Source organism: Segatella bryantii (assembly GCF_022024215.1).
Classification (GTDB): domain Bacteria; phylum Bacteroidota; class Bacteroidia; order Bacteroidales; family Bacteroidaceae; genus Prevotella; species Prevotella bryantii.
Map to the genome: position 1 here is coordinate 1,163,255 of NZ_CP091798.1, position 26,982 is coordinate 1,190,236.

The 26,982-nt window shown below is 37.9% G+C and carries 18 protein-coding genes; 9 read left to right on the forward strand and 9 right to left on the reverse strand.

The window, feature by feature from the left end:
* Position 1: 1 nt before the first annotated feature.
* On the forward strand, positions 2-520 hold the full coding sequence (locus tag L6471_RS08925) for a KdsC family phosphatase (protein WP_006281367.1): 519 nt from the start codon (positions 2-4) through the stop codon (positions 518-520).
* A 51-nt stretch (positions 521-571) separates the two neighbouring features.
* Here the strand turns inward: L6471_RS08925 and L6471_RS08930 are convergent, their stop codons facing one another.
* The 3 genes from L6471_RS08930 to L6471_RS08940 all read right to left on the reverse strand — a co-directional run bounded on the left by L6471_RS08930 (position 572) and on the right by L6471_RS08940 (position 3,861).
* A complete protein-coding gene (locus L6471_RS08930; RefSeq protein ID WP_237797721.1) occupies positions 572-3,013 on the reverse strand; it encodes a GH36-type glycosyl hydrolase domain-containing protein in 2,442 nt (813 codons plus the stop codon).
* 177 nt (positions 3,014-3,190) lie between these two features.
* On the reverse strand, positions 3,191-3,451 hold the full coding sequence (locus L6471_RS08935; protein WP_074613687.1) for a hypothetical protein: 261 nt from the start codon (positions 3,449-3,451) through the stop codon (positions 3,191-3,193).
* 44 nt (positions 3,452-3,495) lie between these two features.
* Positions 3,496-3,861 carry a translation initiation factor gene (locus L6471_RS08940; protein ID WP_074549322.1) on the reverse strand — a complete coding sequence of 122 codons (366 nt, stop codon included), beginning with the start codon at positions 3,859-3,861 and terminating at the stop codon, positions 3,496-3,498.
* A 244-nt stretch (positions 3,862-4,105) separates the two neighbouring features.
* Between L6471_RS08940 and L6471_RS08945 the strand changes: the two genes are divergently transcribed.
* Positions 4,106-4,369 (forward strand): GlsB/YeaQ/YmgE family stress response membrane protein, encoded by a 264-nt coding sequence (locus tag L6471_RS08945; protein ID WP_237797722.1) that lies wholly within the window; start codon positions 4,106-4,108, stop codon positions 4,367-4,369.
* 121 nt (positions 4,370-4,490) lie between these two features.
* Positions 4,491-5,498, forward strand: a complete 1,008-nt coding sequence (locus L6471_RS08950; protein ID WP_094448938.1) for a patatin-like phospholipase family protein — start codon at positions 4,491-4,493, stop codon at positions 5,496-5,498.
* Positions 5,499-5,864: 366 nt separating this feature from the next.
* Here the strand turns inward: L6471_RS08950 and L6471_RS08955 are convergent, their stop codons facing one another.
* From L6471_RS08955 to L6471_RS08970, 4 genes are all read right to left on the reverse strand, one after another.
* Positions 5,865-8,732 carry a PD-(D/E)XK nuclease family protein gene (locus L6471_RS08955; RefSeq protein ID WP_237797723.1) on the reverse strand — a complete coding sequence of 956 codons (2,868 nt, stop codon included), beginning with the start codon at positions 8,730-8,732 and terminating at the stop codon, positions 5,865-5,867.
* 24 nt (positions 8,733-8,756) lie between these two features.
* Complete coding sequence (locus L6471_RS08960; protein WP_237797724.1) at positions 8,757-12,104, reverse strand: UvrD-helicase domain-containing protein; 3,348 nt, start codon at positions 12,102-12,104, stop codon at positions 8,757-8,759.
* A gap of 106 nt (positions 12,105-12,210) precedes the next feature.
* A complete protein-coding gene (locus L6471_RS08965) occupies positions 12,211-14,463 on the reverse strand; it encodes a DUF5686 family protein (protein ID WP_237797725.1) in 2,253 nt (750 codons plus the stop codon).
* Positions 14,464-14,590: 127 nt separating this feature from the next.
* Positions 14,591-15,463 (reverse strand): sigma-70 family RNA polymerase sigma factor, encoded by an 873-nt coding sequence (locus tag L6471_RS08970; protein ID WP_006281357.1) that lies wholly within the window; start codon positions 15,461-15,463, stop codon positions 14,591-14,593.
* A 282-nt stretch (positions 15,464-15,745) separates the two neighbouring features.
* Here L6471_RS08970 and L6471_RS08975 point away from each other — a divergent pair, with 282 nt between their 5' ends.
* Genes L6471_RS08975 through L6471_RS08985 form a run of 3 tightly spaced genes read left to right on the forward strand, consistent with a single transcriptional unit; the run spans position 15,746 to position 18,628 of the window.
* A complete protein-coding gene (locus L6471_RS08975) occupies positions 15,746-16,378 on the forward strand; it encodes a hypothetical protein (RefSeq protein WP_027453479.1) in 633 nt (210 codons plus the stop codon).
* 37 nt (positions 16,379-16,415) lie between these two features.
* Positions 16,416-17,681 (forward strand): DUF2264 domain-containing protein, encoded by a 1,266-nt coding sequence (locus L6471_RS08980; RefSeq protein WP_074613691.1) that lies wholly within the window; start codon positions 16,416-16,418, stop codon positions 17,679-17,681.
* A gap of 38 nt (positions 17,682-17,719) precedes the next feature.
* Complete coding sequence (locus L6471_RS08985) at positions 17,720-18,628, forward strand: AraC family transcriptional regulator (RefSeq protein WP_006281355.1); 909 nt, start codon at positions 17,720-17,722, stop codon at positions 18,626-18,628.
* Positions 18,629-18,788: 160 nt separating this feature from the next.
* Here L6471_RS08985 and L6471_RS08990 read toward each other — a convergent pair whose 3' ends face one another.
* Positions 18,789-20,123 carry an OmpP1/FadL family transporter gene (locus tag L6471_RS08990; protein WP_237797189.1) on the reverse strand — a complete coding sequence of 445 codons (1,335 nt, stop codon included), beginning with the start codon at positions 20,121-20,123 and terminating at the stop codon, positions 18,789-18,791.
* A gap of 429 nt (positions 20,124-20,552) precedes the next feature.
* Between L6471_RS08990 and L6471_RS08995 the strand changes: the two genes are divergently transcribed.
* The 3 genes from L6471_RS08995 (at position 20,553) to L6471_RS09005 (ending at position 25,929) form a co-directional block, all read left to right on the forward strand.
* The gene (locus tag L6471_RS08995; RefSeq protein WP_237797190.1) at positions 20,553-22,235 is read left to right on the forward strand and encodes a glycoside hydrolase family 9 protein; all 1,683 of its coding nucleotides are present in this window, start codon (positions 20,553-20,555) and stop codon (positions 22,233-22,235) included.
* 198 nt (positions 22,236-22,433) lie between these two features.
* Positions 22,434-24,656 (forward strand): TonB-dependent receptor plug domain-containing protein, encoded by a 2,223-nt coding sequence (locus L6471_RS09000; protein ID WP_237797191.1) that lies wholly within the window; start codon positions 22,434-22,436, stop codon positions 24,654-24,656.
* A gap of 40 nt (positions 24,657-24,696) precedes the next feature.
* Positions 24,697-25,929, forward strand: coding sequence for a DUF4374 domain-containing protein (locus L6471_RS09005; RefSeq protein WP_237797192.1), 1,233 nt, complete (start codon positions 24,697-24,699; stop codon positions 25,927-25,929).
* Between the two features lie 90 nt (positions 25,930-26,019).
* Here the strand turns inward: L6471_RS09005 and L6471_RS09010 are convergent, their stop codons facing one another.
* The gene (locus L6471_RS09010; RefSeq protein ID WP_027453472.1) at positions 26,020-26,979 is read right to left on the reverse strand and encodes a transporter; all 960 of its coding nucleotides are present in this window, start codon (positions 26,977-26,979) and stop codon (positions 26,020-26,022) included.
* Positions 26,980-26,982: the final 3 nt, after the last annotated feature.

The window sequence follows — 26,982 nt, forward strand, 5'->3', positions numbered from 1 at the left end:
TATGATAAATTATGATTTATCCCAAATTAAAGCTATTATCTTTGATGTTGATGGTGTACTTTCTCGGCAGACGATTACGTTATCGGCAGATGGAGAACCTCTCAGAACGGTCAATATTCAAGATGGTTATGCCATTCAGTTGGCTGTAAAGATGGGGTTGCGTATAGCTATTCTTACAGGTGGGAAAACAGAAGCTATCAGATTACGTTATTCTCGTTTAGGTGTAGAAGATATCTATATGGGCTGTGCCGTGAAAATTAAAACCTACAATGAATTTCTCGAAAAGAATGATTTGAAGGATGAAGAGATTATTTATGTTGGCGATGATGTTCCCGACTATGAGATAATGAGCCGGTGTGGATGTGCCTGTTGTCCGGCTGATGCTTGTGCCGACATTAAGTCTATAGCTCATTATGTGAGTAATAAGAATGGTGGAGAGGGTATTGGCAGGGATATTATCGAGCAAGTGTTGCGTGCTCAGCATAAATGGATGAATGGTGCCAAAGCTTTCGGTTGGTAAACGAATTCCCAAGATAGGGTTTAGTATTCCTTATCTTGGGAATTCATATTATTACATGTACACTTCTATGGTATGTTTGCCTGCTGCATAAGGCACTAGATTACCTTTTATCGCCTTTCCATCTACAGAAATCTGCTTAACCCCCTTGTTATTGCCATTCATATTACTGATGTGAATGGTATATTCTGCTTCGCGGAACTTACGGTATACGGTATATTCTTTAGCTGTTTTAGGGAGACAAGGATCGATAAGTAAACCGTTATAGTCGGGTTTAATACCTAATATAAATTGACTAATAGTATACCACATCCATGCAGCTGTACCAGTAAGCCATGAATTTTTACCTTCGCCTGGACGAAATGCATCTTTTCCGGCAACCATCTGGCAGTTAACATATGGTTCTACTTTATGTAGAGTCTGATATTTTTCTTCTACGTAAGATGGTAATATCTTGGTGTAATGACTCCAGGCATCATCGCCACGTCCATTTACGGTTTCACCAATAATGATCCATGGATTGTTGTGACAGAAAATACCAGCATTCTCTTTGTAGCCTTCTGGATAAGAAGATATTTCGCCCATTTCTACATGATAAGTAGTAAAGGCAGGATGATTGAGTACTATACCATGTTCGCACTCCATGTACTCTTTTACAGCGTCTAAAGCCTTATCGCAAAGTCCATCTTCAATTCCAATTCCAGCCATCGTACACCAGCCCTGACTCTCGATAAATATTTTACCTTCTTCATTCTCATTACTACCTATCTTATTGCCATAAAAATCGTAGGCACGAAGGAACCATTCGCCATCCCATCCATATTTTTTTATGGCTTGCACCATCTTGTCTACAGCTATCTGCATACGCTCAGCTTCATCGCTTTTACCTATCGCCTTGCAAAGTTCCACATAATCGCGACCAGTAACCACAAAGAGTCCAGCTATCATCACACTTTCTGCTTGACTACCTTCATTTTTATTTTCTGTAGTTTGGAAACTTTCATTAGGATCATATGAGAAACAGTTGAGATTAAGACAGTCATTCCAATCAGCACGGCCGATAAGTGGTAGCTTGTGAGGTCCAAGATGATTGATAACATGATGGAGTGATATGCGTAGGTGCTCAAAAAGACTTACCTCTGTGCCAGGTGTATTATCAAAAGGTACTTGCTCGTCGAGTATACTGAAATCACCAGTCTCCTTAATATAAGCTACGGTACCAAAGATGAGCCAACACGGGTCGTCGTTGAATCCGCCACCGATATCATTATTGCCTCGCTTGGTGAGCGGCTGATACTGATGATAACATCCACCATCTGGAAACTGGGTACTGGCGATGTCGATGATACGTTGACGGGCACGCTCAGGTATCTGATGTACGAAGCCAACAAGATCTTGATTAGAATCTCGGAAACCCATACCGCGCCCGATACCACTCTCAAAGAACGAGGCAGATCGGCTCATACAGAAGGTGATCATACACTGATACTGATTCCAAATATTAACCATACGATCAAGTTTCTCATTGCCCGACTCAACACGATAGATATTGAGTAGTTTATCCCAGTAGCGTTTAAGATCAGCAAAGGCTGTATCCACCTTTTCTGTTGTATCATACAATGCTATCAATTCGTGTGCTTTTTCCTTATTAATAGTCTGATATCCAGCCCATTTTTTATCCTGCTCGTTTTCTACATAGCCAAGGATGAAAATGAGATCCTGACTTTCGCCAGGTTGTAAGGTAATCTCGATATAATGACTAGCGATAGGACTCCAGCCATGGGCATAGCTATTGGTAGGTTTTCCATCTATAACCGCTTGAGGTTCTGCGTATTCATTGTATAGCCCTACAAAACTCTCGCGATCGGTATCAAAGCCCTGAATAGGAACGTTGACATGATAAAAAGCAAAATGGTTTCTTCGTTCTCGATATTCCGTCTTATGATAGATTGTACTTCCCTCGATTTCCACTTCTCCAGTAGAGAAGTTACGCTGGAAATTTTCCATATCTGTAGAAGCATTCCAAAGACACCACTCCTCAAACGAGAAGAGTTTTAGGCTCTTCGTCGTATTATTCTTGTTAGTTATGGTCATCTTTTGTACCTCAGCCCAGGTGTGTAAAGGTACAAAGAAGAGAACGTTAGCCTCTATTCCATTCTTGCTACCTATAATGCGAGTATAGTTCATGCCATGTCGACACTCATAACTGTCGAGAGGAGTCTTGCATGGTTTCCAGCCAGGATTCCATATAGTATCGCCATCCTTAATGTAGAAGTAGCGCCCGTTATTATCCATCGGTACATCGTTATAGCGATAGCGTGTAATGCGACGGAACTTAGCATCTTTATAAAAAGAGTAGCCACCAGCTGTATTAGATATTAGTGAGAAAAAATCATCGTTGCCAAGATAGTTAATCCATGGCCAAGGAGTTTTGGGGTCTGTGATTACATATTCACGATTGTCATCATCGAAATGACCATAACGTTTATTTTCCATATAGATTTAGGACTAATAGTATTAGTTATATTATTTCAACAAATATAAGTATAATAATTGAAAATACAAAGTGATTAGGCCTACGAATTTATATTCTTGAAAAAATAGTAGTGGAATATCAAAAAATAGTATCAGTCCTAAGTCTATAGTCGGTATAATAATCTTGTGTCGTGCTTTTTAGTGTGTTAACCAGCTTTTTACCTTTTTGTATCCTTCTGTGCCTAGAATGGTAAGACCACCGTATTGGCATGTTTTAGCTAAACCGAAAAATACAGTAAAGAGAATGCCTTTATCCTTAACAGACAGATATTCAGAAGGAATTAGCGTTTGAGCAAACGATAAAATATAAAAGGGAATGGCCATCAGAAGAATGATTGCTCCTGTGCGGAAAGATAGTCCTTGTAGCCATGCCTTAAGTCGTAAAAACAATGATTTCATTATTGAATGTATATGATTGTAAAAAGTGAATTTCGTAAGTTAAGTTATTTAGCTTGTGTATAACCTTCATTCTTCAGTAGTTGTATCAGTCGCGTACGATGATCTCCCTGAATTATAATTTCTCCATCTTTTACACTTCCGCCAACACCACATTTTTGTTTCAGTAGTTTACAAAGAGCGAGAATGTCGTCATCAGATCCTACAAATCCCTTTATCAGCGTCACTGTTTTTCCCCCTCTGCCTGTACGTTCCATGTTCAGGCGCAGTTTTTGTTGATTATTTGGTAGAGTATCTGTTTTTTCCTTCTCTTCTTCAGCATAGCCGAAATCAGGATTAGTAGAGTAGACCACGCCAACTCGTTTTTTTCGATTAACGTCTTTCTTATCTTTTTTTTCCGTATCTACATTAATACCATTATTATTAATAGAAGTGTCCTCTTTCTCGTTATCGCTAGCTCCACCCAGTGCAGCTAATGCGCTTTTCCAATCAGTCCCTGTCATAGCTTATGTTTTAATCAAACAGGTGCAAAGTTACAAAAAACGCTGATTTACCAAAGTAATCAAGAGATAAAAACACTTGAGTGTGCATTTTCTTATATAAAAAAGAATAACATATAGGAAATTTACTTATATTTGCAAGAAAAGAATTCAGAATATGTTAGATCACATCATTGATTTTATTGCGTGGCCAATACTAACAGGTATCTTTATTGGCTACATTGCCAACCGAATTATGAGCGGTGAAGGCAAAGGATGTTGTATGAATCTTTTTGTAGGCATCATAGGTAGTTATGCTGGTACTTTTATCAGTCATTTACTGAATATCGATTTGTTTGGCAAAGGCTACTTTACCAATTTCGTATTTTGTGTGGTTGGTGCTGTAGCTGTATTGTGGATCTGGAAAAAACTCTTTGATTAAGACGGATTATATCATAATGATTGATAGATTAGTGGATCTATCAATATAAAAAATACGAAGGAAAAGTTGTAAGTTAATAGAATTTACTACTTTTTATTATGCTTTTTACCAGCACAAATCAATGAAAAAAATCATTTACTATTTAGCCGCCGTTCTGTTATTGCAATCTGTAATATCTTCTGCTGTAGCAAGCACTCCCTTGAATGCGTATAAGCGCCGCCTTAAAGTTGGTCTCGTTTTAGGTGGAGGTGGAGCTAAAGGTGCTGCTCATACGGGGGTACTTCAGGCTATTGAGAAGAGTGGTATTCCTATCGATTTCATTTCAGGTACTAGTATCGGGTCTATTGTGGGTGGGCTCTATGCTTGTGGTTATCATGCAACTGACATCGAGAAGCTCTTCCGTTCACAGCAATGGAAATCACTTCTCTATGATCGTGAGATGGATTATAAAAGCAAGCCCTTAAAGAAGGTGGGCGGAATAACCTATTTCTTTGGGTATCCTGTGGGTAAGAAAAATAAGGACGAAGTTGGTGATAGAGGCTTTGGTGCTTCTCGTGGTGATAAGGTGGTAGAACTAATCGACTCTATAACAAATCTGCACGATTCTATCAACTTTGATGCGTTGCCTATCCCGTTCAGATGCGTAGCTGTCGATATGAAAACAATGTCAGAAGTAGTAATCAGTAGTGGCAAACTGTCTACGGCTATGCGTGCGTCGATGGCTATTCCTGGAGCTTTTAAACCCGTGAAGATGGGTGATTCGACTTTGGTAGATGGTGGAGTTCTTAATAATCTACCCGTAGATGTATGTAGGGCGATGGGTGCAGATGTAATCATTGCTATTGATCTTACTCAAAATAAACATGAGCGCGTAAAGAGGGAAATTAAGGCTCGTAAGACTCTAACAGGGCGAGTATATCAATGGCTTAGAGCACGTCCAGATATCGTTAAATATAATGAGAACCGCGCTAACTGTGATATATATATCAATCCAGACTTGAAGGGCTTTGAAGCGACTAGTTTTGTACCTGGTAAAATCGACATGATGATTCAGCGAGGGGTTGAGGCTGGTGAAGCAGCACTTAGTGAGCTTAAGAAACTGAAAAAGAAAGTAATGAAAGGAAAATGATAACATGTGCTGCAGTCCTCGGGGATTCTCAGCCCCAAGGACTGCAGCTGGGTAAATAGTACCAATGCACAGAATTCTGCCGCAATGATAATCGTTGAACTGCTGCTAATTTTTATAGCCCAAAAAGGGCAGATTGTTAAATAAAATATTAAAAAAACATAGTCGATGAAGGGTAAACACATAGATTATAGCTAACTAACACTATGTTTTTACTACCTAAACACTATGTTTTTAACTCATAAAAACCATACTTATGCCAAGCCTTTTCAAATCGAAAATATAAAAACATATAACATATTGATATTCAAGTAGATATATTATACTGTAGTACTTTTGCTCTAGGGCTTAGGATAAACTTAAGTCCTTTTATTTACCACATAACTTATTATATGGACAGAGGGTGCAACGGTCTTTATGTTCTGTCGGCTCAAAACTGAGGACAGGTTCAAAGATATCAGAAAGTACTTCGTGTAATTTCTTACTATATTCATCGGCATAAGTATCAATATCTATCACTTTTTCCTTGCCTATCATAAGGGTCGGATCATAGTCTTTACCACCAGTATGCTGAATGAATAAAAGAGCGGGACTTACTGGCAGATTGTCAGCATTGTATTTCTGGTTATGGCGTATTATATACGAATAGAGGAAACTTTGAAGATAGTAATCAGAGTGCATCTGATGTATAAACTCAGTGCCGAAAATGTCTTCTATGGATGATACTTTGCGCGATGGCAAAACACCTGTCTTATAATCAACAACTCTGATACGCTCGCCTTCAGGCATCGTATTGATACTGTCGAGACGGTCAATAAGTCCGCCTATTCGCAAACTACGCTGACCAGTAGAAATCTTTATCTGAGTATCCATATAGACACCTATTTCTGTATCAAGTATGGTGAATGGTGCTAGTTCGCGGTCGAGCCGCAATAACTGTAGTAGATAATTGAGTATTACTTCTCTATTGATAATCTGTAAGCCATTGTACTCTGGCAGATAACCATGCGGATCCTTGATGTTAAAGAGATCCTCTCTGAACGCCTCATCTACAAGTTTGCCTAATAACTCTGGGCGTTTGAGATATTCATCAATATCGCCTTGTTGTATAACGACACCTTTACCAAACTGGTTATAGAATAGTTCGGATGCATGGTGGAAAATGTTACCAAAAATACGGTTATCTATTTGATCTTCATCGTTTTCATCAGGCTCACTTATACCTGCTATATAGCGATAGTAGAAGCGAAGCTGACAAAATAGGTACTGATTAATGGCTGATGGGGATAACGTATTGATTTGCTGTAACTTGTTAAGTACAATTTCATCTTTAGGTATAGCCTCACGATGGGTAGAGATCGGAATCTGTCCTGCTCGCAAACTTTTCTGCTTTATCTGGAAGGGACTCTCTACCAACATTTGTAGCATAAAGCGGCTCATTTCGCCAGTATGACCATCTTCGGTAGAGTTATTATATATGAGTGTTACATCTCCTGCTCGCTGGAGTAAACTGTGAAAATAGTAGGCATATATGGCTACTTTATTATCAACTGTAGTAAGTCCATAAGCCTTTCGAATGGAATATGGTATGAATGATGAATCGTTTACACCTTTAGGAAGATTGCCTTCGTTGCATGATAAAATAAGTACATGATCGAAATCAAGATTTCGCGTTTCGAGTACGCCCATAACCTGTATACCTACTGCAGGCTCTCCATGGAATGGGATGGTCGTACTTTGTATAAGCTGTGTAAGCAATCGGGTAAAGGTTTGGATATCTATTTCGAGATCTCCAGTATCCATCAATCCTGCTAGACGGTTGAGTAAGGTGTACATGCGGAAAAGTGATTCCTGGAAGAGTGCATCTTTATCGTCCTTGGCATGATGACCGGTACACTGTAACACATCGCAAAGCCAGGTAACAAGTCGTTTTGTGTGCAGATACTGAGTCTCAGCAGAAAGGTCGCTGAAGAGTAAAGCTAGATTTTCGTCTTCTCCGGCAAGATCTTTCATACTAGGATAGTAGCGCTTTGATACAATATTAATGTTGTCGTATACCTCTTTGCAGTTATCGCTAATATAACGAGCGTATGGATGACGCAAGATAGCATTAACCTGGTGTAGGCGGAATCGGTCTGTATCCTTCGGATGACCTATGGTCTGCAACTGGATAAGAGTTTCGACAAACGAACTTACTGGAGTTTGTGCCAGAGGATACCCTGTTGTAACATTTACTTTGGTTACTTCTTCAGGTAAGCTGTGAATAACAGTATTGAGCAATGCTTCGTCGGCCATAACGACAGCAGTTCGACGTCCTGCTTCTATACGATTATTCGCCTTGAGCCATTCGCTTACATAGCGTGCCTGAATATTCTCTGTGGCAGCACTGATATATGTAACCTGTTTGGGTCTGGCAAAATTATGATAGATATTGCTGTTTGTATTATCGAGTTCATTTGGATAATGGGCGAGATATTGGCGAATGTAAGTGCCAGCCTCTGTTTGCATATAATAATCATCGTAATCCCAATAAAATTTTGCTTTTCCTTGTTTCTGCAAGCGATCACATAAACTCAACTCTACTTTCTGCATCATGTTGAAGCCGACGAAAAGATAAGTGTCGAAATTAAATTCAATATCGTCATCTTCTACAACCTTACGGTAAAGTGCACCCTCATAAGCAATACCCTGTTCTATAAGTCGTGTATTAAACTGATGATAGATATCGTCGAAGTGGCTCCACAGACTAAGAAAACGTTCCTTCAGCTTGGTATTATGTTCCTCGGAGAAGTTACTGAAAAATTTCTGCAGCATTTCTTTCTGTTCGTCAGTAAGATATGTAACGTCATCTAGTTCATGAATATCCTTCAGATTGGCGAATACCTTATCTGCATCGGCCATATTTTTGTCGATATCATCAAAATCAGCGATTAGCAACTGCCCCCAACCATAAAATTCATCGAGAGATTCACTACTACCAGTACAGCTGCAGAATACTTTGTGAAGATCGCAAATGAGTTTTATCGGATCTCCTGCCTGTAGTTTGCTATGACGGCGAAACAAATCACTAATAGTAATGTAAGAAGGACTCCAAAGTGGCTTATCAGCCAACCGTGCAAGTTCTTCATTGAGAAACAGACTTGCACGCTTATTAGGGAATACAACAGCTATTCTGGAGAGATTAGTGCCATATTTCGAGATAATATCTTGCGCTATATATTGTAAAAATGTTTTCATTTTGCTATGATGTATTTATAGATATTATAAGGTAACCTCCTTAATTTCATTCTTATAGACAAACCAGAGGTAGCCTTTAACTTGGGGATATCCCATGCTTTGAAGTAGCGACATGTACTCGCGTACTTGCTTATCGTATTCCTCTTTGTAACGGCCAAATTTGAAGTCGACCACAATCATTTCTTTACCATCTGTCATTACACGGTCAGGTCGCCGTTCCTGTACTTTACTCGTTATGTTACCTTCTTCATCCTTCTCGTCTTCTACATAGAGGATAGAGCACTCATTAAAAAGCGTCCAACGAGGGGAGAACCAATCGGATACTTCTTTAGTTTCCAATCGCTTACGCAACATCTTTTCTATTTTTTCTTTAGTGATATTTTTATCGTAGATTACACCATCGAGTTCGAGTTGTTGCAGAGCTGATTCTATATCATCGGCAGTATGTATAGTACTAAATAGATTATGAAGCACATTACCCATTTGAATATAATTACGCTGACGGATGAATTCGTCATCGTCTTCACCCCCGATGAAATCGCGACTTTTATTACTTTGTTTAAATTCAACCTTATTTACATAGTTAGTTATCTGAAGTGATTCAGGCTCAATATGCTGCTTGAATACGTTGTCAGATTGTTTCTCCTGTTTTTCTTCAGATGCGATATCGAGTTCTCCATATTCAAAGAGAATATCAATTGGTTCTTCTGCAGAATCAGTCTTCTTCACTTTCTTCTTATCAATAGACTTATCAGGTAAGCCTTCGATAAAGACTGGCACTTTGGCATGTGTCCAGCAGTCATCATACATAGCCTCTTGAATAACCGCAGAACGCATACTCTCATTTCCTTGTCGGCCGATAATAAAGAGATTACGCGAAGCACGTGTGAAGGCTACATAAAGCAAATTCATATTGTCAACCACATTTTGGAGGTGTTCGTGCAGATAGTCGTGTTCATAGATAGTTCCCATCATCTCTTTTTTGCTGAAATCTACAGGCACCAACGGTAGTCTATTAAACGGTTCTTCTTGAGGTTCGCACCAGATGTTAGTACCTACTTTCTCTAAACGCCAGTCGCAGTACGGGATAATAACATGATCAAATTCCAAACCTTTACTTTTATGGATAGAAAGTATGCGAACGCCATTGATTTCATCACTCTGTATCGTCTTGATATGCAGTCTATTATCCCATTCAGTTACGAAAGCATCGATATCTGTAGTGTAATCTGTAATGAAGTGATTAAGGGTGTCGTAGAAGGCGCAGATATAGGCGCTTTGATCGCTCAGTTTATGGAGGGCAAAGAGTGCGAACAAGCGCTCTACAAGATCAAATAGCGGCATTCTAACCAATTCATCGCTAGTTTCCACAAATTCTGATGGCAGAAATTGATTCATGTGTGCAATAAGAGCATTTTCTCGTTCTTGTCGATCATCTATCGATGGAATGACGAATAATTGCGTGTCGGTAACGCCTTCTGCATCGACAATCTTACGATATGATTTCACCAGATTAGCACGAGTAAGAATATCGTTGGGGTGAGTAAGCAAATGTAAGGCATCCATAATGACATTGACAGCCATAGACGCATCTAAACGAAAGGCTTCATCGCTGACCAATGGAATTGATGGATAATTTTTCATGAATTCATCGGCAATACTTTGAATATTACCATTAGTTCGCGTTAGTATTGCTATCTTGTTGTATGGAACACCCTGGTCGTGTAAATTATTGATAGTCTGTGCAGTAAGTTCTAGAGTACGGACAGACCAGTCTTCGTCTGCAAGTAAATGCATCTCTACTTTTCCTGCTGCAGGTTTTCCCTCAGGTACCCGCTGTTCTACATCGGCATAGGCTAACTTCATCTGTTCAGCCTCCAATGGATTTTCATTTTTGAGCTGATTATATTCGTAATCGGCTGCTACTCTGAAGAACAGATTGTTAAATTCGACAATGTTACGATTAGAACGGTAATTGTACATCAGTGGCTGTATCTGCAACTGCTGTTCATTGTTATCAAATTGGTTTTGTATTTCATTAAGTAGTCGCCAGTCGCCATCTCGCCATCGATAAATACTTTGCTTTACATCACCTACAATCAGGTTTTCCTTACCATGACTCATAGTTTCCTCTAATAACACCTTAAAGTTTTGCCATTGGATAGTAGAGGTATCTTGGAATTCATCAATCATGATATGTTCTAATTGAGTACCAATTTTCTCAAAGATAAATGGTGAGTCACTATTCTGAATAAGTGAATGGAGTAATGTCTGCGTATCACTCAGCAAGAACCGATTAGCTTCTTGATTCATCTCACGTACTTTATCTTCGATGCTATTGAGCAAACGCAGCTGATTGATATGTCGCATGGTGAGTTTTGCACTCTGTGCCATTCGCCAGATGGTAGGACGTTTTTCTTCCGCAAATTTGAGAAGTTGGAATAATTCTTCATTGACAGCTGTTTGCGCTAAATCTCGATTTTGACCAGACTTTTTGACCCAAGCCTTTGGGTCTTCCATACCTTTAAGCACGCGTGATGTGAGCAAACTTTCATCGTAAATCCCTTTTTTAAGTTTTACAAAATAACTACAAACACCCGAAGCTCCGTATGAAAAATCGGTTATGTCGAGGTGGTACGCTTGCAGTATATCCTCAAAAGTCGACACTATCATTTTTACTTTATCATCAGCATTATTAATAACATCCTTCATACTGTCTGTAAAAGTCTTGAAGAAGTTAGGTTCTGACAAGGTAGCGTTGAGCTGTTTGCTATGCTGCTTATAGTACTCTTTGAAAATCTGGATACCAAAACTCTTAATTTTGCCGATAACATTCCAACTTTTGTCATCATTGATATTTTCGCGTATATACTCCATAATCCAAAGTAGAAGTCGAGAAGTCGTGTTTAGATTCTCGATGAGTTCGTCGACAGCCATATCTTCTACTTGATAATCATTGAGCTCAATACGCAGATTTGCTGTTAAATCAAGCTCACGAGCCAAATTACGTAATACACTCTGAAAGAATGTATCGATGGTTTCTACACGAAAGTAATTATAATTATGAACCAATAACGAAAGTGCTTTGCCTGCTTGTGCTGAAGCGAGTTCGGGCGAAACATCGATTTCGTTCGTAATTTGCTTCAAATAGTCGACTGAATCGGGAAGTTGTTTCCAAATGCCATAGAGAGTGCTTAAAATTCGCATTTTCATCTCTTCTGTGGCCTTATTAGTAAAGGTAACAGCAAGAATATTGCGATAACAAGTAGGATCCTTGATAACCAATTTGATGTATTCCTTGGTCAAGGTAAATGTTTTTCCCGAACCTGCTGATGCTTTGTATACCGTTAATGGTTTAGGATGATTTATCATTGTATATTTTGTATATCTTTTATTTCTTTTATCAGGTAATATTAGGTTATGCCTAAATCGTATATGCTGATCTTGCATTATAAATTATGAAGCTATAGTATGAGCATTACCAACTTCTGAAAAGTTCGAAAGCAAACTTAACCCCCAATCCATCGACGTGCTTATTAGCAAAAGCCATGAAAGCTGCAAGAGTCATTACGCGTGTTTTGAAAGAATAACCGATTTCACCGTAAGCTTTTAATTTACTAACATGAAGCAGACTAGCATAGAGCGACTCACGCTCTACGTAATGGCCCAATATTGGTACCCAGTACAAGAACAGTAATGGCGATTCATAGGCAGCATTTGCACGAATATAATATTTGGAAGAATTATACCAGTGAGAATTAAGCAACTCGAAACTGCCAGTCCACTTATCGTTCCATCCACCGATGATATTTTCATCATAGAAATTCTCATAGTCGAGGAAATACCACTCTTTACTGCGGTCGGTGTAAAATCCACCACCTGTACGAAAACTCCATGATTTACGTCCAGCCATGCGATAAACATATTGTATATCGCTTTCAAAACGCTCGTATTCAAGATTTGCACCGATTAGTCCTTTAATACCTCGCTCATAACAGAGAGCTATGGCAGGACCACTATAACCAGTTGGGCGATAGATGAGTTTAGCATTAGGGGCAACGGACTTGAATCGGCCAGATTGTCCTAGGGCATTATAGCCAGATTTATCGACAGCTGAACGTTTGTGGCAGATAACTCCCAACTGCATACCTAGTCGGGTAGAAAAGTCATAATTGAAATATGTACGCCAATAGAAATCCTTGAAATAATCAAGATTCATCTTATCCCAATTAATAGAATCTCTTTTTTCCTGTTTTAAAGCATCTACGACAAGTGAATTGTTGATACGGTTACCATTGGCTAGTTGCAGACGAATATAAGCGTTCTTGCGATGGTTAAAGAATATCGTTGCAGGGATAGAATAATAGATTAATTGTTGTTTAAAGCTATAACCGGCTTTTAGTTCAAGGCTGATATCTGAATTTTCAGAAAATCTATAAGTGCCTCGTGCCTTAAACTTATAGGTTAATCCCCGACGAGAATTGTAGCCGAAATAAAGTGGATTAAAAAGTGGATTAAGTCGTATTTCACCCTGTTTCTTACTGCCAAAATGCCCTCTGATACGATTCCATAGATGGTCGGCAACATCATCGACGACATGATAAAATGGGGTAGTTGTCTTCACAATGGTTGTCGTCACTACTGTATCGACAGATTCGTGGATTGTCCCAGAAGCACCTACTACCATCAATGGTGATTTAGGATGGCTGACATAAGAAGAATCCGAAAAATGAGTACTGGGATGAGTGGTTTTGAACTTTATGGTATCAATATAAGTGGTGTCTGTATAATTTGTGGATGCTATTGGAGTAGGGGCGATATAAGCAGAATTGCCATGTTTTTTTTTCCACATTTTGGCTAATTCTCGGCTGTAATATTTGTCGTAAACAATAGTCTGTGCGTGAGTAAGAGGAAAAGGACGAACTATGTTCATTAATTCTGTAGATTCCACATTATTGATACTGTCTGGTAATGTCTTCTTTAGTCCGTAAGAAGTATAAAGCGAACACGATACACGATTTCCCAAGAGTTTAAAACTGCCATTAAGTCGACATTGGGTTGGGAGAATACTTTTCATATCTTCAGAAGACATCGTGAGTGAAAGATGAAAATTGATCATATCAAATTCTGCATCAAACTCTACAAATTCAACTCTTCCTGTTTCTGGATGTACAATGCAATGGCCCGAGACTAATTGCGTATTATGCGTCTTTGGCCGGAACTCAATATCTATAACATTGCCAACCATATGCCCTACATAATAACGATAATACTGACGGTTACCACGATTAAAAGGCGAAAGTAGACGCTCATTGGCAAACATATAGACGTCATAAATCTTTGGAGTCATGTACTGGCTCAACGTAGACATTGTGTGTCGACGGTGCGGAATGGTATTTAGAAAGACTTGCGTCTGCTGCTTGTAGTTATCAAGATCGTTAAAGATAACACGATTATAGTTCTCAAACATGAATTCACGACGTTTGCCGTGAGCCACTTCGTACATTGATGGAATGGCTAAGAGAAGTATATTTCGACGCTGGGTACGAATATAGAATCGATTGTAACTATAGGTAGTATCTGCTTTGATGAGCGAGGTGTCTATTGAGGAGCGATAACTCCATATACGACGAAGTATCTTTATATCAGAGTCATCACGATCTTCTGCTATGGCAGATAAAATGCCAAACAGTAAAAAGATAAGGATGTATAGATACTTCTTCGTGTTCATAACGAAGTCAAAGTTATAAAAAAAATCCGTGGACTCCAAACGAAAACCACGGATTTTCAAATTTATATCTTTTAACAAGCTAAATATTGCGTATTACTTTTTCAATCTTGACTATTAATTATATTGTTTAACCTAAATATTTCATCAATACACCAATCTTGCCTGATTCACGCAATTTAGTAATGCTCTTTTCACGAATCTGTCTTACACGTTCACGAGTGAGACCAAGCAAATCACCAATTTCTTCAAGTCCTTTTTCAGGGCAGCCAATACCAAAACAATCGCGAATAATAGTAATCTCACGCTCATTGAGCACTGTTTCGAGTACCTGATTTAAATCATATGACATACTCTCATGGTCAACTTCTTTGTCTGTACGACTGTCTTCGCCACTGGCCATAATATCCACCATGGAGTTATCTTCACCTTCCTGGAAAGGAGCATCAATACTTACATGTTTGCCACTAGCCATCATGCTTTGTGCTATCTTTTCTTCATCGATATCAGTGCGCTGTGATAACTCTTGAATAGTTGGTACTCGCTGATACTTTTGCTCAAACTTATTAATTTCTTGATTAACCTTGCTTAAAGAACCAACCTGATTAAGTGGAAGACGAACAATGCGGCTCTGCTCGGCAATAGCTTGTAAGATAGCTTGGCGAATCCACCATACTGCGTAAGAAATAAATTTGAATCCTCGTGTTTCATCAAATTTTTCTGCAGCTTTAATCAAGCCAATATTACCTTCATCGATTAGGTCAGTAAGTGTAAGTCCTTGATGCTGATACTGTTTAGCTACAGATACTACAAATCGCAAATTTGCTGTAACCAATTTTGATTTTGCACGTTCACCTTCGCGACCACCACGTTTAATCTGTTGTGCTAAATCGATTTCTTCTTCAATACTAATCATTGGTGCACGACTAATTTCGCCGAGATATTTATCCAGACTTTCACTTGAACGATTAGTAATGCTTTTTTGTATCTTTAATTGCCTCATACCAAACTAAAATTACCTCCTAAATCTATCTTTTTTACCTAAATTCAAACGTCTAACCTTCTTTTCATTATGAAAAACGTACAAAGATATTTATTTAAATTATACATTAATATATAATAAATAAATTTTTAGTAAAAAATAACATTTTAAGAGCTAAAATACATGATAATCCATATTTAAAACCCTTACTATCGCGCTTTTATTGTTATTACTTCATCTTTGTGAATTTAATTTTGTTTATTGATTTTTGGTTATTCGACAATTATTCGTAATTTTGCATTCATGAATCGATTGAAAATAACCTTTTGGGATAGAACAGTTCTGTCTCTATTATTTTTGTGTTTTACGTTAACTAGTTTTTGCCAGGAAACTCCTAATGAGCGTCAGGCTAAAAAACTCTTTTTTCAGACGTATCATCAGTTTACAAATCCGCAAGGTTGCTCGTTGTCTTATAAGTTGAATATTGCAGGTCTCTATAAGGCTAATGGCACGATTTGGACGAAAGGTAAAATGCAAAAATATATAGAGCCCAAATATGTAGGTTATCGAGATGGTGTAAACTATTATAAGGTAGATCTTAAGCGCAAAGTCATAGAGATATATAATGCTAATAAAAAAAGTAAATATGCTAGTAAGTTTACTTTTAATGAGCATGATTACGATTATAGCATTGCTAATGCTAAGGGGGGGCTTTTAATCTCACTCAACCTTAAAAAAGGAGCTTCTAGTTCTATAAAGCATGCCAAAGTGTTGCTTGATAAAAAGACTCTTTACCCGATGTCGGTCAAGGTTAAAGTGGCATTTATTTGGGCGACTATACATATTAGCCATTTTCATCCAAATATTCATGATAACAGTATTTTTCTCTTTAAAAAATCTGATTATCCAGGGTATACTTATGAGGATAAACGATAATTCTATATAAACTATAATATCTAAACCTAATTACACAATGAAAAAAAACGTATCAGTTTTAGTGTTACTTTTGTTGATGTTTGTTCCTTTTAGCATGCTAGCAAAAAGAAGTAACAAACATACAACCGATCGTGAGTATTGGTGCAGTCAAGCCTATAAGATGGCCAAGCCTGTACTTGAAAACATGGCAAAAGGTGAATTGCAAAAGAATATGCAACTCGAAGTTTCACCTACATGGGATGGACGAAATAAAAAGGTGGCCTATATGGAATGTTTTGGACGTTTAATGGCAGGTATTACACCTTGGTTGAGTTTGCCAGATGATAACACGCTTGAAAGCAAACAACGGAAACAGCTGAGAGAGTGGGCTTTAGAAAGCTATAAAAACGCAGTTGATCCTAATTCGCCAGACTGTCTATTATGGAAAGGTGAGGGACAACTTATGGTAGATGCAGCATACATCGCTGAAAGTTTCCTCAGAGGTTTTGATACATTTTGGACTCCGCTTGATGAACAGACTAAGAAAAGATATATCAACAATTTCTTAGGTGTAAGAGCTATAGATCCACCATATACAAACTGGGTTTTATTCTCTTCAACCATCGAAAGTTTTCTTGCTAAAGTTGGTGCACCCTATGACACATATCGTGTTAACTCTGCTGTGAGAAAAGTGGAGGAGTGGTACGTGGGAGATGGCTGGTATGCAGATGGACCAGACTTTGCTTTCGATTACTATAGTAGCTATGTATTCCATCCGATGTATCTTGAAACTTTAAAAGCAATGGATGAAGCTAAGGCTCATAATCGCATAGATTATAAGAAATATTGGGAACGCGAACTGAAACGGGCACAGAAGTTTTCTATTATCCTTGAGCGATTCATTTCGCCAGAAGGTACCTTTCCTGTTATCGGTCGTTCTACACCATATCGTCTTGCTGCTTTGCAGCCATTAGCTCTCATGGCATGGTATCAGACTCTGCCAAAAGATTTAAGTAATGGACAAGTTCGTGCAGCTCTTACTAAGGTAATGCATCGCATGTTTGATGAACAGAATAATTATAATGCTGGTGGCTTCCTTACTATTGGATTCTGTGGAAATCAACCTGGTACAGCAGACTGGTATACCAATAATGGTAGTCTGTATATGACAAGTTTAAGCTTTATGCCGTTAGGTTTGCCTGCAGATGCTCCATTCTGGACAGATGCTGCTCAGCCTTGGACTCAAGTTAAGGCTTGGGGTGGTCTAGCTTTCCCTAAGGATCATCGATGGTCTGATGATATCAAGACTAAAGATAGATATTAAAATGATGAATGAAGGTGATTCTCTTTAAACTGTGAATAATGAAAACCAATAAGAGCTTAAATATCTCTAACAAAATATACGAACTTGACTTGGCCCGGTTAAGTCAAGAACTTAAGTTTGTATCGTATCATGATGGCGAAATAGCTCTTGTGGATAGTATCGTTAAGGAGAAGCATCTTCATAATCTTCATCTGAATGCATATTGTGTAGTGTTAGTATCGCAGGGTAATTGTAGCTTTGACTTTAATGGACAAAGTCAACATTTACACGCGGGTGAGGTGGTACTTGCTCCTCCTGGTTCTACGCTTAAGGACTATGATATGAGTGATGACTTTAAAGGTAAAGCTATCTGTTTATCGTCAGATATCATTCACTCTCTATTAGGCAGCAAAATAGGCCAATGGAATCTCTTTGTTTACGATCAGAAGATGCATATTATGCAGCTGACAGAATCTTTTCGCCAACAGTATTTGTGCTATTATGAGCTTATTCGATTTAAGGCAAAATATGCCAAGGGGACAAATCGGGTAGAGGCTATGCGAGCAATTATCAAAGGATTATTGTTAGATATGTGTAGTGTTATGGATGATTATCTGAGTGATACCAAGGCTGACCATTCACATGGCAAGATACTTTTTGATCGTTTTATCGATCGACTATCGTCAAGTTCTGTCAAATATGGTCCAGTATCGCGCTATGCAGCAGAATTATCGATTACTCCAAAATATTTATCGATGCTATGTAGTAAATATAGTAATAGAACTGCAACTGAATGGATCAGGCAATATACAAAAGAGGATATTCGTTTTAACCTCTGTAATACCACCTTATCAATGAAAGAAATCTGTAATAAAATGGGATTTGCTAATATTTCTTTCTTTGCAAACTATGTGCATAAATACTTTGGTAAAACTCCTGGAGAATTACGGAATGAGAACAAGCGATAAGCTCCGACAAAAATAAATGAGCAGCACTCGCTTCAGAAGGTTCTGTATAAAATGAAGCTGTGTGCTGCTCTTTAGCTTAGAGAGATCTTTTTAAATGCAGTATGGTATGTTTATGTATTGCTAAATATATGTATTTTTTTAAGAGATCTCACTTTAATAATTAAAATTTGTAATCGATACCAAAGCCTATAACCCCATTCGTGCGTTTAAGAGTTTCTGTGCCCGACAATTTAGTATCGTAATAATTATCTACTTGCTTCTCATAATCACTATAGAGAGTTGTAAAATATCCAGCATTGATGCGTACATGTTCATTAACGTTGACCGCTACACCTGCACCAATTGAGTAGCTATCACATGCAAACGATGTATTAGTTTGGTAATCATCAGATAGTCCATAGTCTGTACGTTGGCCGCCAACGCTTACAGTCCATGTTTTATTAATATCATACTCGACACCTGCCAAAAACTCATTTGTTCCTCTCTTTAGCGCCTCTTGGCGATTATTAGACATCTTTGCATGTTTATCGTCAAACCAATGATATTCGAGTGTGGCACGAAGTTTAGGAGTAAACTCATACCCAGCAGCAATGCTTAGTAGTGCAGGTATATCATAACGAGTCTTGTTGCCATCTTTAAATGCAGACAGTAAGCCGTCAGGATCACTATTTACGGAAGTACTGTTAGGAATATTCAGTTTGGTACGGAATTCATACTTGGCTGTCAATGTGAGTGGACCATTATGATAATTAGCACCTAATATTGGATTGACTCCCCATCCACTCTGGTCGCAGTCTAGCTGATAGTTAATCAATTCTGCAGTCCTGTTAATTCCCTGAGAAGCAAGTCCTTTAATAATGGCATCTTTAAGTGTAGCTTTGACGTGCCCACGATAGTATCCTTGATAATAGCTGACACGAAAACCTACAGAAGCAGAAAAATAATCGCCTATCTTATGGGCAAAACTTACTTGTGCTCCATATATATACTGTTTACCCTTAACTTGTGCATCGATATCATACATTTCAGGGGTAATAGAGCCTGAAGATTTGGCGATCCCAGCCATAAGAGGAGCTATAAACATCGGCAAGCCCTCATTATAACGTACATAGCCACCACTACCTACGATACCCAACATAGCTGAGATAGCCCAATTATCCTTATGATAAGTAGCAAAAAGACCAGGGACAAAAGGAGCAGAAGCCTTACCATGGAAAGTTTTGGTCTGGTTTTCTTCTGTATAAAGTGGGAATGTAGACTCTATATCACGATTCTGAGTAGGTATCTGCCAATTAAATGAGAGTTGCCATCCTTCGTGCCCCCATACTAAGCCAGCAGGGTTACTATAGGCTGCATCGACTTCAAAAGAAGCACCGCGAGCCATCATTCGGTCAAACGCGATATGGTAGTTCGTATTACTCATTAATCCGCCAGCCATAGCTTCGCTACAGCACGCCATCATAGCAATCATTCCGCACACTTTCAATCTTTTCACTTGTTTTGGTAATGCATTCATTTTTGTTTATTGGTAAATTTATTGCTTATTAAAACGTAGTATTTCTGTATACGATTCAATATTTAAGATAAAAAACGTTTGCAAAAATATAAAAAGACATGGACAAAAAAATGTAATATGAAAGCGTTTTTCTATGGTTTTCCCATATACTAAAACTTTGTGGAAATATAGATAAAAACTCTTGATTATATGGAATAAAAATGAAGTTACAAAAGTTTTATAACGTAGGTTTGCAGAATAAAATAACAATGATCGATTTGTATAATTAAGTTGGCTTTTACGCTTTTATATCATATATATTTGGAAGTATATGTTTTTTTGTTAACTTTGTAACATGGTTTGGTGATCATTCAGATCATCAGCGCATCGTTTATCTTGGAAAGATATAATCTAGCATTAATTGATAACATGAAAAAACTATTTGCAACAATCTTATTTGGAATCGTTTGCTTTTTTGGTTATTCATTGCAAGCTTCATCGCAAACAGCTGTATCTCAACCAACATTCAAGGATATAGCCGAGGCATCCCTTAAGGCCTTTTATCTTATTCGTTCGGGTGTACCCATCGAAACACAGTATGCTGGAGAATACGCCAGACCTCTAAGTCACAAAGATACCCATGTGCTTATTCATCCTTCGGCAGCATCCCTTGATAGACCAGCTGGTACTGTGATATCCTCGCCTTTAGGGTGGTATGATGCAGGTGATTATAATAAGTATGTGGTAAACTGTGCCTATTCCTGTGGATTAATGCTTCTGGCGTATGAGCAAATACCCGATTACTTTAAACAGCATGGATCAAATATTCCAGAAAGTAGTAATAGAACAGCAGATATACTGGATGAAGTTATGTTTAGCCTGAAATGGATGCTTACCATGCAAGATCCAGAAGATGGAGGAGTATATCATAAATTGACTACTCCACATTTTGAAGAGTTTATTATGCCATCAGAATGTAAACAACAGCGCTATGTTGTACAAAAAAGTGTAACTGCAACATATGACTTCGCCGCAATTATGGCGCAAGCAGCCCGTATTTTTAAGGGAAATCTTGATTATCCGGAATTTTCTACCCAGGCTTTAGTTGCTGCTGAAAAAGCATATAACTGGGCTAAAAAACATCCATATGCCTATTATGACCAAAACAAAATAAATAATACATTTAAGCCTGCTATTACTACAGGTAGTTATGGTGACAATAATGCTAGTGATGAATGCTTTTGGGCATCAATTGAACTTTTTTTAATGACGCATAAGTATACTTATTATTTTGAAGCTATTCGTAATCAACCATTTCAAATGAATGTGCCTTCATGGGCTTCTGTTGCTACTTTAGGTTCGCTGGAGGCTATTGTTCATGGACATGGTATACTACACGATAAAGCTATCATCAGATTACATCATTTTGCCAAACATCTTGCGCGCTTATCAATGAAATCATCGATAGGAGCAAGTTTCGGTACTCGTCCTCAAGATTTCTACTGGGGAAGTCTTGCTAATGCGTGCACACAAGGTTATATTTTATTGATGGCAGATAAGTATCATATTGATAAACGCGCGAGCCGCAAATCGTCACGCCAGGAACATCGATTAGTGGATAAAGTTCAAACAATAGACAAAAGTAAATCTGTAGCAGCTTCATCGATGCCTCATCGTAGGCATTGTCGTTCAACTCAAAAACAGAGCAAACGTAGTAGGATTAATTCTTTGAAAATACGCCGCAGTAAACAGCGCAAGGAGTCTAATGATTATAAAGCTATCGCTCGCGCAAATATGCAATACATCTTAGGTCATAATCCTACAGGCTATTGCTTTGTAACAGCCATGGGCATCAAACCTGTCATGCATCCTCATCATCGTTTATCGGCAGCAGATGCTATAGCAAAACCATTTCCTGGCCTGTTGGTAGGTGGACCAAATCCAGGGCAACAGGATAAAAAAGATTTGGATAAGATAAACATTCTTTATCCAAGTAAGGAACCTGCATTATCATATCTCGATGTTACAGAGTCTTATGCTTCTAATGAAATCGCAATTAACTGGCAGGCTTCTTTAGTAGCACTTGCTTCATGGCTGGCAAGTTTAGAGTAGACAATTCATTAGTATGCCAACATCACCAACGAATACTTACTTATAATGATAGAATACCCAAAATAACAATATATTTGTTTGAATTATACTATATTTTACCTATTTCTTAGTATTGCAAATTCTTAAGCATCATGGTATCTTTGCATCGCTTTCGATAAAGAATTGAAAAGTTGAAGTATTGATATAAATAATAGGTATATGGTAAAAAATAATAAGGTATTAACGATTGGATTAATGATGCTGTCATCGCAGATGGTTGCAGCAAAGATAGTATCACCTTCTACTAAACTTAATAGTGAAGATATAACTGCATCGAAAGATAGTAGTAAGGGCTATTTTTCTGAGCAGAATCTTGATAATGTTGTTGTCATAGCTAAGTCAAAAGCTAGGAAATTGCAAGAGCAAGCTTATGCGGTATCTGTAGTAGATCTATCAAAACAATATACTACAATTAAACCTCTTGATAAAGTTCTGAATACAGTAAGTAGTATTCGCGTGCGAGAAGATGGAGGAGTAGGAAGTAACTATACTTTCTCTATGAATGGTTTTAGTGGCAATCAAGTAAAATTTTTCCTTGATGGAATACCTATGGATAACTTCGGTAGCAGTTTTAATCTTGCCAACTTATCTGCGAATATCGCAGAACATATAGAGGTATTCAAAGGAGTATTACCAGTCTATTTAGGAGGTGATGCACTTGGAGGAGCTGTGAATATTGTAACTCGAAAGAATGCAAATTACCTTGATGCAACTTATTCTATAGGTTCATTTGGTACACATAAAGTAAGTTTAAATGGTGCTTATACCAACACAAACACAGGATTTACTATTCGTACGAATGCATTTTATAATTACTCTAAGAATAATTTTAAAGTATATGCTCCTATTGTCGACTTAAATACAGGTGAGCAATTAGGGGATGAATGGGTAAAACGTTTCCATGATCAATATCAGTCTGGTGGTTTAAAAGTAGAGTCGGGTATAATAGGTAAGTCGTGGGCGGATTATTTTCTTGTTGGAGCCATCTTGTCTGCAAATGATAAAAATATTCAGACTGGCGCTACAATGGATGCTGTATATGGTAAACCTACAACCAAGAGTATTTCTTTCATTCCTAGTATCCGCTATCATAAAACTAACCTCTTCATACCAGGTCTCGATCTGTCTCTTTATACAACATACAGTATAGTTAATACTAACAATGTAGATACAGCTGCTGTAACTTATAATTGGCGTGGAGAATCAATTGCTAGCAATAGTCGTGGTGAAGGATATCTAACTAACGCTACAATCCATGAGCGTCAGTGGCAAGTTAATGCTAATCTTAATTATGTGATTGATGATCATCAGAGCATTACTTTTAATCATGTATTCAGTAGTATGCGACATAAGCAAGATGATAAAGAATATCCTGACTATGCAATGAATAATATCTCTCAGTATCTCACAAAGAATATTTCAGGGCTAGGTTATCAACTACGATATGATCGATGGAATGTCAATGTTTTCGGAAAGGCTTATTTCTTACACACATCTACTCATAAACTTATGGATCAGTTCCTCGAAACTGAGCATTATGAACAAGTGAAAAATAACAAAAGTAAGATCGGCTATGGAACTGCTGCTACCTATTTTATATTACCTTCATTGCAGTTGAAAGCTAGCTTCGAGCAAGCTTATCGTATGCCTGAAGCAGTTGAAATATTTGGTGATGGATTTATTCAAAAAGCTAATCCTGATCTTCGTCCGGAGATTTCTAGAAATCTGAACATTGGTTTACTCTTTGATCAGCAGATTGATGAACATCACCTTATGGCTGAAGTAAGCTACATCTATCGCAATACAAAAGACTTCATTCTGAAAGGTGTAAGTCTTACTAGTGATCCAACTACTTCTTATGAGAATATAGGTAAAGCCATAACTAATGGTTTAGAAGCAAGTTTACAGTATAGTTGGCGCAATAATCTAAATGTAGGTTTTAATCTTACTTATCAGGATATTAAGGACAGACAGAAGACAGAGACTGTAGACAATTCGTATGTAGATACAGGTGTATCAGAGAATGTAACTTATGGTCAGCGGATGCCTAATATACCATATTTCTTTATGAATGGTGATGCATCATGGAATTTTCACAATATACTAGCTAAAGGCAATACCTTGACATTGGGCTATAATTGTGATTATATCTATAAATATTATCTAAGTTTTCCTGGCTTGGGACGTCCTACAAGTAAGAAATATATTCCTACACAGTTCTCACATAATGCATCGCTTACCTATTTGATGAATGAGGGTAAATATAGTGTATCTCTTGAGTGCACAAATCTTACGGATGAGAAACTCTATGATAACTATCGCCTGCAGAAGCCAGGTCGTGCATTTAATATTAAATTCCGCCTATTCCTCTCTAAGATGTAATTATATAGCCAATTTAACATTTAAAAGAATACAAATAAATATGAATTTTCAGACAATTATCAAAAATAAAATACAATCTATTGTCTTAGTATCTTCACTCTTAGCAAGTTTAACGTTTCTTGCTTCTTGCGATGACGATATGGGCAGCACAGAAGTTGCTAATGAACCTTATGTTATGGCACTTGGTATCACCAATAGTGGCACTACTACATACTATGCAGTAACCACTTCAGATTTGATGGATGGTACTATCGATGCTATCGGGAAAGGTCTCGAGCAGAATGGTTATCGTGATTATCAACAAGCAGAACAAACCATCTTTTCGATTGGTGGTTTAGGTGTAACAGAGGCTGTAGGTATACAACGCGATACAGAAGGATACATTCAGGAAGTAAGTAATTTCCAATTCAATAATACTCCGATTGGATTTTGTCAGGTTGATAATAATACGATGGCAGCACTTGAATTGCCTACATCTGCAGGAAAAAATCAAAATCTAACTTTTTACAGCGTTGATATTAAGTCATTAGCTCTTAAAAATAAAATAACAACAACACCTGTAGCGCCAATGGATGAAGAAGAATGGCCTTCTGTAACGGGCATGGTTTACGCAGGTGGTAATCTGTATGTAAGTTATGTACCAATGAGTACTACCACCTTTGCAACACCAGCTGTAGATACAGCTTACGTAGCAGTATATAGCTATCCTGATTGTCAGTTCAAGGCTCTTATTAAGGACCCTCGTTTTGGCAATATAGGCTCATGGAATGCTTTCAATGGACTCCAAAAGGATGAAAATGGCGATATTTATGCGATGTCTAATTCGTCACTAGCTAATGGCTTTTCACAGTCTACTAAAAACTCAGGATTTTTAAAAATTAATTCTGGAGAAACTAAATTTGATCCAAATTATAGTTTTGATTATCAGGCATTAACTGGACAGAAAGTTGCACATTGGCTTTATTTAGGTAACGGTAAGGTTTATGCAGAAGTAACTACACGCCTGGATGCTAGTGCATGGAGTGACGCCGATCTAAAGTGTTGTATAATCGATCTTGTAAACAAGACTTCACAGGATATTGTAGAAATACCTATACACAATGGTAGTGGTGGTCGCCGATTCGTTGCTTTCCAAGAAGGCAATTATGTCTATGCTCCGATAGGTACATCAGAAGGACTCTATGTATATCGTACGGATATTACAACAGGTCAGGCTGTAAAAGGTGCTAAAATAGCTGCAACATTTGTAGGAGGACTCTTCAAACTTGATTAAATTTATAAAATTGTTTCAAAAGATGCAGCAAACAAAGCCCTCGGTATGTAAAAGACATATCGAGGGCTAAATTTTTATCTTAAAGTGTAATTACCACTTTAAATAACCATATTTCTCTTTGTACCTTATTTGCAAAGCATTAATGATATTTTGCCAAACTAAATAGCCACCTGCGGCTATGGCAGCAAGTGGGTTCAGAAAAGTAATAGTAAGCCATATACCGACTACTGTATTTTTCTGACCTAAAGCTTGACCTGCTGTAATATTATCACCATATGGCTTACCTACTGCCTTTCCTATTGCAAATTGAATTACAGAGATGAATAGTGGCGAAATCAGCAATGCTAACAACGTGAAGCAAGAAACGGTAGAAGCGAGAATATTATGCATCGTTACACCACTGACAATGGTGAGATTGAAGCACCAAAGATAATAGCCTAAATTCTTGGTTTTACGTACCCAAATAGCTAATGGATTTGCAAACTTTCGAGTGAGGAAGGCTAAGGCTAGTGGAGCTATTAATACTATGAATACACGCTTTAGAATCATGCCTGACATAGTAAGAAAAGGAACGTTGGCAGATGGCTCTACTAAAGGAAAGAAGAGTGGAATAATAATACTGGTTACACAGTTGGCTATAATTGTGTAAATGGTAAGAGATGTAATATTTCCACCTAGTTTTTCTGTAATAACAGCGGCAGCTGCTGCTGTCGGACAAATGACACACAAGAAGCATCCTTCCCATATTAATTTCGCTTCTGGATTACTAGTATACATGATAATCAGTACCAACAGACCTGAAATTAACGTCCGTAATCCCTGAAGAATAAAATGCCATGTACGAGGCCGCATCTCTTTCACTTCAATTTTACAGAATGTAACATAAAGAATAGTGAAGAGTATCCATGGCATGAGTCCTTGCAATGCTGGGCCACAAATCTCTCCTACGGGGACGAGTATTGGAGTATAGTAGAATAGGCAATATATCGACATACCTACAGCTATCGCGCATAGCAGGGACCACTTTTTGAAAATTTGGATAATATTCATGAA

What these genes read in the sequence shown, in the direction of transcription:
- L6471_RS08925 (WP_006281367.1), top strand. Translation starts at nt 2, where the DNA reads ATGATAAATTATGATTTATCCCAAATTAAAGCTATTATCTTTGATGTT.
- L6471_RS08975 (WP_027453479.1), top strand. Translation starts at nt 15,746, where the DNA reads ATGAATCGATTGAAAATAACCTTTTGGGATAGAACAGTTCTGTCTCTA.
- L6471_RS08965 (WP_237797725.1), bottom strand. Translation starts at nt 14,463, where the DNA reads ATGAACACGAAGAAGTATCTATACATCCTTATCTTTTTACTGTTTGGC.
- L6471_RS08945 (WP_237797722.1), top strand. Translation starts at nt 4,106, where the DNA reads ATGTTAGATCACATCATTGATTTTATTGCGTGGCCAATACTAACAGGT.
- L6471_RS08935 (WP_074613687.1), bottom strand. Translation starts at nt 3,451, where the DNA reads ATGAAATCATTGTTTTTACGACTTAAGGCATGGCTACAAGGACTATCT.
- L6471_RS08955 (WP_237797723.1), bottom strand. Translation starts at nt 8,732, where the DNA reads ATGAAAACATTTTTACAATATATAGCGCAAGATATTATCTCGAAATAT.
- L6471_RS08995 (WP_237797190.1), top strand. Translation starts at nt 20,553, where the DNA reads ATGAAAAAACTATTTGCAACAATCTTATTTGGAATCGTTTGCTTTTTT.
- L6471_RS09000 (WP_237797191.1), top strand. Translation starts at nt 22,434, where the DNA reads ATGGTAAAAAATAATAAGGTATTAACGATTGGATTAATGATGCTGTCA.
- L6471_RS08960 (WP_237797724.1), bottom strand. Translation starts at nt 12,104, where the DNA reads ATGATAAATCATCCTAAACCATTAACGGTATACAAAGCATCAGCAGGT.
- L6471_RS08980 (WP_074613691.1), top strand. Translation starts at nt 16,416, where the DNA reads ATGAAAAAAAACGTATCAGTTTTAGTGTTACTTTTGTTGATGTTTGTT.
- L6471_RS08930 (WP_237797721.1), bottom strand. Translation starts at nt 3,013, where the DNA reads ATGGAAAATAAACGTTATGGTCATTTCGATGATGACAATCGTGAATAT.
- L6471_RS08950 (WP_094448938.1), top strand. Translation starts at nt 4,491, where the DNA reads ATGAAAAAAATCATTTACTATTTAGCCGCCGTTCTGTTATTGCAATCT.
- L6471_RS08970 (WP_006281357.1), bottom strand. Translation starts at nt 15,463, where the DNA reads ATGAGGCAATTAAAGATACAAAAAAGCATTACTAATCGTTCAAGTGAA.
- L6471_RS08985 (WP_006281355.1), top strand. Translation starts at nt 17,720, where the DNA reads ATGAAAACCAATAAGAGCTTAAATATCTCTAACAAAATATACGAACTT.
- L6471_RS09010 (WP_027453472.1), bottom strand. Translation starts at nt 26,979, where the DNA reads ATGAATATTATCCAAATTTTCAAAAAGTGGTCCCTGCTATGCGCGATA.
- L6471_RS09005 (WP_237797192.1), top strand. Translation starts at nt 24,697, where the DNA reads ATGAATTTTCAGACAATTATCAAAAATAAAATACAATCTATTGTCTTA.